Origin of the sequence: Plesiomonas sp. PI-19 (genome assembly GCF_021368255.1) — a bacterium.
GTDB lineage: Bacteria > Pseudomonadota > Gammaproteobacteria > Enterobacterales > CAMTGL01 > Plesiomonas > Plesiomonas shigelloides.
In genome coordinates, this window is the sequence record NZ_JAJNMQ010000001.1 from 786,323 (window position 1) to 797,194 (window position 10,872).

Consider the following 10,872-nt stretch of genomic DNA (forward strand, 5'->3'; position numbering starts at 1 on the left):
ATAAAACAGCACGCAATTTAATGATCACATAAAAACATGACAATAAAACGCCTATTGCAAGTTTGATACGGCTCTTTATGATACGCACAAAATATCCCCTATTTTACGTTTCGCCTTATTAAATCGTTAGAGAGTAAAGAGTCAAAATGCGCTTGTTGTCTGTGTTGTGCCTGTCGGTGGCTGGCTTGTTATCTGCTGCCCCGGCCGCTGCCAGTTTGTCGCAGGAGCCGGCGAAAGCCGATCTGGTAGTGGTAAAAAAATCGCAGTACCGTCTGGCATTAATGCGGGACGGCAAAGAGATCAAAAGTTTTTGGATCGCTCTCGGGGCTAACCCTGTGGGACCGAAACTGATGAAAGGGGATAACCGCACCCCTGAAGGTCGTTATCTTCTTGATTATAAAAAGGAAGATTCACAGTATTATCGAGCTATTCATATCTCGTATCCCAATGTGGAAGACATGAACCGCGCGCAGCAAATGGGGGTTCACCCCGGCAGCATGCTGATGATTCATGGTCAGCCGAATGCGGTGTTGAATAGCAAAGTACAGCGCTCTAACTGGACTAACGGTTGTATCGCGCTGCTAAACCATGACATGGATGAATTATGGCGCTCGGTTGAGCCGGGTACACCAATCGAAATTTATCCGTAATTGCGCGGTCACGGCTATTTCAGTTTTTTAGCTATTCATAGCACCTTTTCTTGTTTTTTATTCCGGCGTGCTCCGTTTACAACATGACGTATTACTTCGTCAGTGGAACACGCAGGAGCAAACAACATGAAATTACGAGTGCTGTCATGGATGATGGCTGCCGGGCTGGTATTGAATACCGCGTCGGCAGCTGAAATTACCTTACTGAATGCCTCATACGATCCCACCCGTGAATTATTCACCGAATACAATGCGTTATTTTCCCAGCATTGGAAAAAACAGCACGGTGATGAGGTGACTGTTAAACAATCTCATGGCGGTTCCGGCAAACAAGCCCGCGCGGTATTAGACGGCTTGGAAGCCGATGTCGTCACGTTGGCGTTGGCCTATGATATTGACACCATTGCTAAACGCGGCTTGGTGGCCGATAACTGGGCCGAGGCTTATCCGCATCATGCCACTCCGTTCAACTCCACCATTGTCTTTTTGGTGCGTAAAGATAACCCTAAGCAGATTAAAGATTGGAATGATCTGATCCGAAACGATGTTGAAGTGATCACGCCCAATCCAAAAACTTCCGGCGGAGCGCGCTGGAATTATCTGGCAGCATGGGGTTATGCGTTGAAGAACAATGGCCAGTCACAAGAGGCGGCGCGGCAATTCGTCAGTCAGCTGTATCGCAATGTCAAAGTACTGGACTCCGGTGCGCGCGGCGCGACCACCACGTTTGTGGAGCGCGGAATTGGCGATGTGCTGATTACGTGGGAAAACGAAGCCTATCTGGTACTCAAAGAGCTTGGCAGTGATCGCTTTGAGATAGTCACGCCATCAGTCTCGGTGTTGGCTGAGCCGCCGGTGGCGGTGGTGGATAAAGTGGCGCAAAAACGTGGGACTGAGGCAGTCGCAAAAGAGTATTTAGCCTATCTCTACTCGCCAGAAGCCCAGCGCGTGGCGGCCAAAAATTACTATCGCCCAACTGATCCGCAAGTTGCCAAAGAAACCGCGAACCAATTTGGTACCGTTAATCTATTTACGGTGCGAGACCTGTTTGGCAATTGGGAGCAGGCGCAAAAAGTGCATTTCGCACGCGGCGGCGTTTTTGACCAAATTTATACGCCGGGAGGTTAACGGCAGTTCGTTTCTTCCTTTTCGGTCAACTAACAAACGCAAGGTTCTCTGTCAGGCATACACGATAGGTATACATTGCTGGCGTAAGTAGCATTACGTCAGCCAGTGTTTGAACAACCAAATCGTTATATCTCATTCCACGGCGCGATAACGCGCCGTTTTTTATGGCGATTCCCGCCTTTAGCTGAAAACAGGGAAAAGAAAGATATTTTCCTTATTTCTCCCCCGATAAGCCGCGCGCGATAGTAGCGTGACAGGAGCAGGGGCCACAGGGTGTGGCAGCATAGCGCGGGAGAGTTTGATGGCCGTTCGTTCATTTACCGTAATTCCAGGGATGGGGCCCACACTGGGTTTTACCTTGTTGTATCTGGGGCTGATAGTGCTGTTACCGCTGTCAGCGTTGGTGATCTATAGCTTTACACACCTGTCATTGAGCGAATTCTGGGCGGTAGTAACCGAACCGCGCGTACTGGCTTCCTATCGACTCAGTTTTAGCGCTGCATTTATTGCCGCCACCCTCAATACCCTGTTTGGGGTTTTATTGGCGTGGGTGTTGGTGCGTTATGAATTTCCCGGCAAGAAGCTGGTGGATGCCTTAGTGGATTTACCGTTTGCGATGCCAACGGCGGTATCTGGCATTGCATTGACCGCGGTATTTGCGGGCAATGGTGTGATTGGTCATCTGCTGGAGCCGCATGGGGTGAAATTGACCTTTAACCCAACCGGCATAGTGATTGCACTGATTTTTATCGGGCTGCCCTTTGTGGTGCGCACCTTACAGCCGGTGCTGCGCGAGCATGAAGCCATGTTAGAGGAAGCGGCTTCTTGCTTAGGGGCTACCCGCGCTCAAACATTTATCCGCGTGATCTTCCCAGCCTTGTTACCGGCCATTATTACCGGTTTTACCTTGGCGTTTGCCCGCGCCATTGGCGAATACGGCTCGGTGATTTTTATTGCAGGGAATATCCCGATGGTATCGGAAATCGCCCCGCTGATGATCATGAGCCATCTGGAAGAATATGACTATGCAGGGGCCAGTGCCATCGCCGTAGTGATGCTCGGTGTGTCGTTCATCCTACTGCTGCTGATCAATCAACTGCACGCATGGAGCCGTAAAGGGATCAAGGAGGATCGTTTATGAGTGCGCGCCAATCTGAATCACCGTGGGTGCGTTATGCTCTTATCGGCATCGCATTACTCTGGTTTACGTTGATCTTGGTGATCCCGCTGGTAACCATTTTTGTCTCGGCGCTGAGCAAAGGGCTGGGTAATTATTGGGCCGCGTTAAGTGACAGCGATGCGATATCTGCTTTGCTATTAACGCTTTCGGTGACGTTACTGTCGGTACCGCTGAATATTGTGTTTGGGGTGGCGGCGGCATGGGCGATTGCGCGTTTTAGTTTTCCGGGTCGACAAGCACTGCTGACGTTGATTGATCTGCCTTTTTCAGTCTCGCCGGTAGTGGCTGGCTTGATGTTTGTGATGCTGTTTGGCAGTCAAGGCTGGTTTGGTTCCTGGTTGGAATATATGGATTGGAAAATTATCTTCTCCACCCCAGGGATCGTACTGGCGACCACCTTTATTACGGTGCCTTTTGTGGCGCGTGAAGTGCTGCCGTTACTGCAATCACAAGGCGTGGACGAAGAAGAAGCGTCCATCATGTTGGGTGCCAACGGTTGGGTGATGTTTTGGCGCGTTACCTTACCGGGGATCCGCTGGAGTTTACTGTACGGCGTGTTGCTCTGTACGGCCCGTGCGGTGGGTGAGTTTGGCGCGGTGTCTGTGGTTTCTGGCCATATTCGCGGCATGACCAATACCATGCCATTGCATATCGAAATTTTATACAACGAATACCAATTCTCCGCTGCCTTTGCGGTGGCCAGCTTGTTGGCCGGATTTGGCCTGATTACGTTGGCAGTAGAAACCGTGATTGATCGGCTGCGTGAGCGGCAAAAAGCCCAGTTGCTCAAAGGAGCGCAATGATGAGCGTTGAAGTCAGACATATTCAAAAAGCGTTTAATGGTTTTGCTACGTTGCATGATATCAACCTGACCTTTCCATCCGGTGAATTGGCCGCGTTACTGGGGCCATCTGGGTGTGGGAAAACCACGTTATTGCGCATTATTGCTGGCTTAGAGCAAGAAGATAGCGGCCAGATTCTGCTCAATGGGCAGGATGTGTCGGCGTTGACAGCTCGTGATCGCCAAGTGGGGTTCGTTTTTCAGCACTATGCGCTGTTCCGTCATATGTCGGTGTTTGAAAACGTGGCGTTTGGTTTGCGCGTTAAGCCGCGTAAATTGCGTCCTGATGAAGCAACGATTCGGCGCAAAGTGAATACTCTGTTAGAACTGGTGCACTTGGGCCATTTGGCGGGGCGTTATCCGAATGAATTATCGGGCGGGCAACGTCAGCGTGTGGCACTGGCACGTACCTTGGCGGTTGAGCCGCAGGTTTTGTTGCTGGATGAGCCGTTTGGTGCATTGGATGCGCAGGTGCGCAAAGAATTACGCCGCTGGTTGCGTCAACTGCATGATGAATTGCATGTCACCAGTTTGTTTGTGACTCATGATCAGGAAGAAGCGTTGGAAGTGGCTGACCGCATCGTGGTGATGAATAAAGGGCAGGTGGAGCAGATTGGCTCACCGGAAGAGGTGTATGAAACACCGGCTACACCGTTTGTGCATCAATTCCTCGGTACGGTCAATCTGCTACCGGCGCAAATTCAGGGCCAGCAGATCCACTTTGATGGTCATGTTTTGCCTGCTAGCAGTGCGCTTGATTATGCGTTTGGCTCACAGGCAGTGGCGTTTGTCCGGCCACATGATATTGAAGTTTTACCGGCAGATGTTAACGTAGGCACTCCGGCGCGCGTCAGTCGTTTGTTGCGTTTGGGCGCTGTGACTCGGGTGGAATTTATCACTGAGGTAACAGACAGCCGTCAGGCGGTGATTGAGGTCGAGATGAATCGCGATCAGCTCAGCCGCCTCGGTTTGGCCTCGGGGAGTCGGGTGCGTTTATGCCCGCAGCGAGTACATATTTATCCGGACAGTAACGCTCAGGATGTGAGCCGTTCTGCCGCTGGCACACAGGGAGAAAAAGCCGCATGAATTTCCAGCAACTCAGGATCATCCGCGAGGCGGCCCGTCGTAATTACAATCTGACCGAGGTGGCCAATTCGTTGTTTACCTCGCAGTCTGGTGTTAGCCGTCATATCAAGGATCTTGAGGAAGAGCTGGGGATCGAGATTTTTATCCGGCGCGGTAAACGGCTGCTCGGCATGACTGATCCGGGTAAAGAGTTGTTGGTGATTGTCGAGCGAATGTTGACTGATGCCGGAAATATCCGGCGTCTGGCTTCGTCGTATTCAGCTACCGATAGCGGTTATCTGCGTGTCGCCACTACGCACACGCAAGCCCGTTTTTCATTACCTGGGGTGATTAAAGAGTTTCGTCCGCTGTTTCCGAAAGTGCAGTTGGGCGTCAATCAAGCTAGTCCTGATGAGATAGTCTCATTATTGCTAAGCGGTGAAGTGGATATTGGCATCGCCAGTGAACGGGTTAATGAGCATCCTGATTTGGTGTGCTTTGAATATTATCGCTGGTATCACTCAGTGGTGGTGCCGAAAAACCATCCTCTGGTGCATGAGCCGGTACTGACTCACGAAGTGCTGGCAGCGTATCCGTTGATCACCTATTACCCCGGTCTAACGGGGCGTTCCCGTATTGATGCGGCATTTGCCCAAGCTGGCGTAACCGCCGATGTGGTGCTCAGTGCGCAAGATGCCGATGTCATCAAAACCTATGTCGAGCTGGATATGGGGGTTGGGATTATGGCCTCGATGGCCTTTGACCCACGTAAGGATATCGATCTGGTGCAGCTCAATGCCAGCCACCTGTTCACCCCAAATACCGCATGGTTAGCGGTACGCCGCGCGCAGTATCAGCGCGCTTATGTGCTGCGCTTTATGCAGATTTGTAATCCGTCGTTAAGTATCAGCGATATCAAAGAAGCTATCTGGAAAGAGCCGCAAGACGAGCACGTTTTGCAGTTTGATATTTAACCCGTCATTTAAGACGAAATATTCAACGCTTAAAACCTCATAACCTCACCGCTGCCGTAAGCTTGTGCTACGGCAGCGAGACCGTGAACGCCTGCGTGGCCCAGATAAATCCGCACATCATCACTTATCATTTATAACAATTCACAGAGTCTAAGAGTGCACTCCGGCGGCGTATACTGCTTATAGAGTCAATGATGAGTGTAAATACGAGCATAAGTGCCGATGATGTTAACTATCGAGTTGGAAGACAATAAGTACCTGCAGCGTTTTTTCAGAAAATATGCGCAGTACGAAGCGGCCGTAAAACACAATGTGCACACGGTATTACCGGAGATCATTTTGCATCGTCCGCATAAAATAAAACCGGCTTACGATTTGAAAAGACACCAGCTGACCATTCAGGAATATAAAGTGGTGGTCGATAAGGTCAACTTTCGTGCTGCCTACATCCAAAGCGGTGATACCGTGACCGTGTTCTACATTACTCCGACCACCATCAAACGCGAATTTGTGCGTGAGTTAGCATCAACTTCGCTCTGCGACTAGCGGTTACCTGCAATGGCAGTGTGCGCGAGTGATATGCGTACCAGTGGAATAGTAGATAGAGTCTGAGCTGCAAAATAGAGCAGAGATGCCGGATAGGGCATCTCTGCAGGTAGAGCGAAGCATAGATTTCGCTTAATGAAACATCATGTAAGGTAACTGAAAGCGCGTCGCTGGTAAGTCACCACTTACATACAATCTTACGCCCTCCATGACCGGTTAAATCACTGGTTATAAGCATTCTCGCCATGGGTAGTGACATCAAGCCCAATGCGTTCGTCTTCTTCTGCCACGCGCAGGCCTACCACCAAGTCGACCAGTTTGTAGCAAATCAGAGCCACTACGCCAGACCATAAGATAGTGATGCCAACACCCAGTGCTTGGATTTTCACCTGCTCCCACATTGCATATGGGGCAACGCTATTAGTGACATAATCCCACACACCGGTTCCGCCAAGTGCAGGATCTGCAAACACGCCCGTTAAAATAGCGCCCAGAATACCGCAAACACCGTGCACGCCGAACACATCCAGCGCATCGTCCACACTCAGCCAGCGTTTGAGCGCATGGACACCCCAGTAACCGGCAATACCAGCCAGCAAACCGATAATCAGCCCACCACCGACACCGACGAATCCGCAGGCCGGTGTAATTGCGACCAGACCAGAAACTGCGCCTGACGCTGCGCCCAGTAAAGAGGGTTTGCCCTTTAATATCCACTCAGCAAACAGCCATGACAGAGTAGCCGCGGCGGTTGCACCCCATGTGTTCACAAAGGCCAAGGTTGCGGTGCCATTCATTTCCAGTGCTGAACCGGCGTTGAAACCAAACCAGCCAAACCACAGTAAAGAGGCTCCAATCATGGTCATCGTCAAACTGTGTGGCTTCATGGCTTCACGCCCGAAACCTACGCGCCGTCCGACCATGTAAGCGCCCACTAATCCAGCCACTGCGGCGTTGATATGTACGACCGTGCCTCCGGCAAAATCCAGCGCGCCATGACGGAACAGATAACCGGCCGTTGCGGTTGCAGCTGTCGCCGCTTCTGCGCTGGTATAGGCATCAGGACCCGCCCAGTACCAAACCATGTGCGCCATCGGCAGATAAGAGAGGGTGAACCAGACCACGCAAAACAGCAGTACCGCGGCAAATTTCATGCGCTCGGCAAACGCACCGACAATCAGACCGCAGGTGATTGCGGCAAATGCGCCTTGGAATACCACATACAGCAGTTCATGTACGGCGACGCCTTTGCTGAAGGTTGCCGCCAACGAATCTGGCGTGACCCCTTTAAGTAGCACCTTATTGAACGAGCCGAAAAAGCCATTGCCTTCGGTAAAGGCAATCGAGTAACCGTACACAATCCACAGTACGGTGATCGCAGCAAACACGGTAAATACTTGTGCCAGTACCGATAACATATTTTTAGAGCGCACCAGCCCACCGTAAAACAGGGCCAAACCGGGCAGTGACATCAGAATCACCATCGCACTGGCGACTAACAACCAAACATCATCGGCCTTATTAATCACTGGCGCGGCAGTTTCGGCCATGGCGGCCGGTAGGGTGAGCAAGCCGGTGAGACCGGCGGTCGCTGTGAGCATGCGTGTAGAGAGCGTCATCATCTTTTTCTCCTTAACAGCGCACTTAAAGTGCAGCGTCGTCAGTTTCACCGGTACGGATCCGGATCACCTGTTGTAATTCGCAGACAAAAATTTTGCCGTCACCAATTTTTCCGGTATAGGCCGATTTTTGAATGGCATCCAGCACCGCATCCAGCTGGTCATCGGAGATGGCGATTTCAATTTTTGCCTTTGGCAGAAAATTCACCACATACTCGGTGCCACGGTACAACTCGGTATGGCCTTTCTGACGACCAAATCCCTTAACTTCAGTGATAGTTAGCCCTTGAACTCCTAATGCAGAAAGAGCCTCACGGACATCCTCTAATTTGAACGGTTTGATGATCACAGTAATAAGTTTCATGCTGTTCCCTTCTTGTTAACAGGATGACCTGACTACGGTGATATACGCACAATGTATGCCAAAGATGAACGCGGTGTTAAATATGTTTTATTTATGAGTGGTGACCTGTTCAGATGCAAAGGCAGTTAAACGGATAAAAGATGGGGTAGCAGATATTCTTGCTCTGTCATGCCAGCAAATGTGTGGTAAATATCGCCATAACACAACTCACGCGAACATCATGGTGTAGCCCATTTTGAACTACGTAGACATTATGTTGAGCTGAATGGCGGGCTGATTTTATCTGTGTTTCGGTGGGCGAGGGCTGAACTGGCTGGATAAATGAAGTTTGCGTGAGTGAGAGCAGTGCTGATGACCATGCCTATGCACCTTTTTGGTGCAGACATACAACACATTGCACCATCTATACAGGTAGCCCGCTATTGCGCCTACCTTTTACAAGCGCGTGTACATATCTCTTATCTGTTGGTGAAATTCATCGTTGAGAGCTGATCAAACGTTGAATCATTAAAGAGAACAAAAATAGAGCAATATAAAGATGGATGAGAGGAAAACATAAAGGCCGCATGAGCGGCCTTTATCGTTAGCTTAGCAAGAGCAACACGTATACTTATTTGGTCGCACTGCTATCCACAGAGTGTGGTTGCTCACTTTGTGGCTGCACCGCACGTACACCTGGGAAGCGCATATCTTCATAGCGTACCAAGCGGCTCTTGTTCTTAATCCGATAAATCAGCCATACCAGCACAAACAGCGGGATCCCGATATAAGTGGCGGCCAAGCTTTGTACGTCGACATGCGTCGCGCTGAAGGCTTGGTAGTCTTGGCCTAAGGTGACGAACAAGCACAAGGCAAAAGCGAAAATCGGACCAAATGGGAACCATTTTGCTTTGTACGGCAGTTCATCCAACGAATGGCCTTGGGCCAGAAAACCTTTACGGAAACGGTAGTGGCAAATTGAGATCCCCAGCCAAGCGATAAAACCACTCATGCCGGAAATATTCAGCAGCCACAAGTAGACTGTTTGGTTACCGAACATGGAGCTGAAAAAGCACAGACCCGCGACCACCGTTGTGGCATAAAGCGCATTACGTGGTACACCGTTCGGCGTCAGTTTGCCGAAGACTTTCGGTGCCATACCGCTCAGAGCCATGTTGTACAGCATACGGGTGGAGGCATACATCCCCGAGTTACCGGCGGACAGAATAGCAGTCAGAATCACAGCGTTCATCACGCTTGCTGCGAACGCTAAACCTGCATTTTGGAATACCAGAGTAAATGGACTCATGCCCACATCTTGCACGTTATTTTGCAGCAGGCTTGGGCTGGTATACGGGATCAAACAACCAATCAGGAAAATGGCCAGCACATAGAACAGCAAGATCCGCCAGAAGATTTGTTTGATGGCGCGAGGAATATTGCGGCCTGGATTATCAGATTCACCGGCGGCAACCCCAACTAACTCGGTGCCTTGGAAGGAGAAACCGGCAATCATCGCAACACCGATAATCGCAGGTAGACCACCGGCAAACGGGGCATCGCCCATGGTGAAGGTCGCCCAACCGGCATCGGCGCCACGGTCAGTCAGAATACCGAAAATCATCAGCAGACCCACGATAATAAAGATAATGACCGTAGCCACTTTTACCATCGAGAACCAATATTCACCTTCACCGAATCCTTTTACGGAGAAGAAGTTCAGGAAGAATATGATGGCCAAAAAGATCCCACTCCAGACCGTGCCGGGGACCGATGGAAACCAATACGCCATCACTATCGAAGATGCTGTTAACTCAACCGCAATGGTCACTGCCCAGTTGTACCAATAGTTCCAACCGAGCGCGAAACCCATGGCCGGAGAAACAAACTCAGTGCCGTACGTCGAAAAAGAGCCGGAGACGGGCATAAACGCCGCCATCTCACCCAGACTCGTCATTACAAAGAAAACCATCATGCCGATTACGGCATAAGCAACTAACGCACCACCGGGACCGGCTTGCGCAACCGTGGCCCCCGAGGCAACGAATAACCCGGTACCAATTGCACCACCAATAGCAATCATGGTCAGGTGACGTGCTTTTAGATCACGCTTTAGACCGGTCCCAGGTTCTTCTTTTGTAGTGTTGACGTCGTGCATGGCTTGTTAGCACTCCTCTTAAAACGTTGTAGCTTGTGGCTCTTTAAAGACGCATATAAAACGAATTTGTGATGCCCAACACAAGTGTTAATTATCGTAATTGAATAGATCCCCATAAAGACAGGATATTTTTGTGTGATAAAATGTCTCATCTTTTTGATTTTTAACATTATTGCTTAACGCTTAAAAACGTAACTGGATATTTCGAGTGTGGGGCTAAATTCGCACTGCATTACCATGCCTAATACTGCCTTTAAGTTTACATCGTGTTTTGATTTCGCGGCGGTTTTGTTGCCATAACATAGCGGTCACGGTGACACAAAATGATTACCGGATGTCCGATGAGTTCTGGTATTCTACGTAGTCAT

General features: G+C 50.2%; 10 protein-coding genes. 7 read left to right on the plus strand and 3 right to left on the minus strand.

Annotated features, from left to right (window positions below; all coding sequences use genetic code 11):
- Positions 1-146: 146 nt before the first annotated feature.
- The 7 genes from LQ901_RS03635 (at position 147) to LQ901_RS03665 (ending at position 6,384) form a co-directional block, all read left to right on the plus strand.
- Positions 147-650, plus strand: a complete 504-nt coding sequence (locus LQ901_RS03635; RefSeq protein ID WP_010864114.1) for a murein L,D-transpeptidase family protein — start codon at positions 147-149, stop codon at positions 648-650.
- Between the two features lie 138 nt (positions 651-788).
- The gene (locus LQ901_RS03640; protein ID WP_370586011.1) at positions 789-1,778 is read left to right on the plus strand and encodes a sulfate ABC transporter substrate-binding protein; all 990 of its coding nucleotides are present in this window, start codon (positions 789-791) and stop codon (positions 1,776-1,778) included.
- 301 nt (positions 1,779-2,079) lie between these two features.
- Positions 2,080-2,919, plus strand: a complete 840-nt coding sequence (gene cysT / locus LQ901_RS03645) for a sulfate ABC transporter permease subunit CysT (protein ID WP_010864112.1) — start codon at positions 2,080-2,082, stop codon at positions 2,917-2,919.
- Positions 2,916-3,761 (plus strand): sulfate ABC transporter permease subunit CysW, encoded by an 846-nt coding sequence (gene cysW, locus LQ901_RS03650; protein ID WP_064978005.1) that lies wholly within the window; start codon positions 2,916-2,918, stop codon positions 3,759-3,761. Before cysT ends, cysW begins: the two co-directional genes overlap by 4 nt.
- On the plus strand, positions 3,761-4,885 hold the full coding sequence (locus LQ901_RS03655; RefSeq protein WP_039045633.1) for a sulfate/molybdate ABC transporter ATP-binding protein: 1,125 nt from the start codon (positions 3,761-3,763) through the stop codon (positions 4,883-4,885). The genes cysW and LQ901_RS03655 overlap by 1 nt, the downstream gene beginning before the upstream one ends.
- Positions 4,882-5,838: a LysR substrate-binding domain-containing protein gene (locus LQ901_RS03660; RefSeq protein ID WP_064978004.1), complete on the plus strand. Its 957-nt coding sequence runs from the start codon at positions 4,882-4,884 to the stop codon at positions 5,836-5,838. The genes LQ901_RS03655 and LQ901_RS03660 overlap by 4 nt, the downstream gene beginning before the upstream one ends.
- A 222-nt stretch (positions 5,839-6,060) precedes the next feature.
- Positions 6,061-6,384 carry a hypothetical protein gene (locus LQ901_RS03665; protein WP_064978003.1) on the plus strand — a complete coding sequence of 108 codons (324 nt, stop codon included), beginning with the start codon at positions 6,061-6,063 and terminating at the stop codon, positions 6,382-6,384.
- Positions 6,385-6,605: 221 nt separating this feature from the next.
- On the opposite strand, the gene amt is transcribed toward LQ901_RS03665, so the two are convergent.
- From amt to LQ901_RS03680, 3 genes are all read right to left on the minus strand, one after another.
- Positions 6,606-8,003 (minus strand): ammonium transporter, encoded by a 1,398-nt coding sequence (gene amt / locus LQ901_RS03670; protein ID WP_370586012.1) that lies wholly within the window; start codon positions 8,001-8,003, stop codon positions 6,606-6,608.
- A gap of 25 nt (positions 8,004-8,028) precedes the next feature.
- On the minus strand, positions 8,029-8,367 hold the full coding sequence (glnK, locus tag LQ901_RS03675; protein WP_010864106.1) for a P-II family nitrogen regulator: 339 nt from the start codon (positions 8,365-8,367) through the stop codon (positions 8,029-8,031).
- A 610-nt stretch (positions 8,368-8,977) separates the two neighbouring features.
- A complete protein-coding gene (locus LQ901_RS03680; protein ID WP_152136357.1) occupies positions 8,978-10,504 on the minus strand; it encodes an amino acid permease in 1,527 nt (508 codons plus the stop codon).
- Positions 10,505-10,872 lie beyond the last annotated feature (368 nt).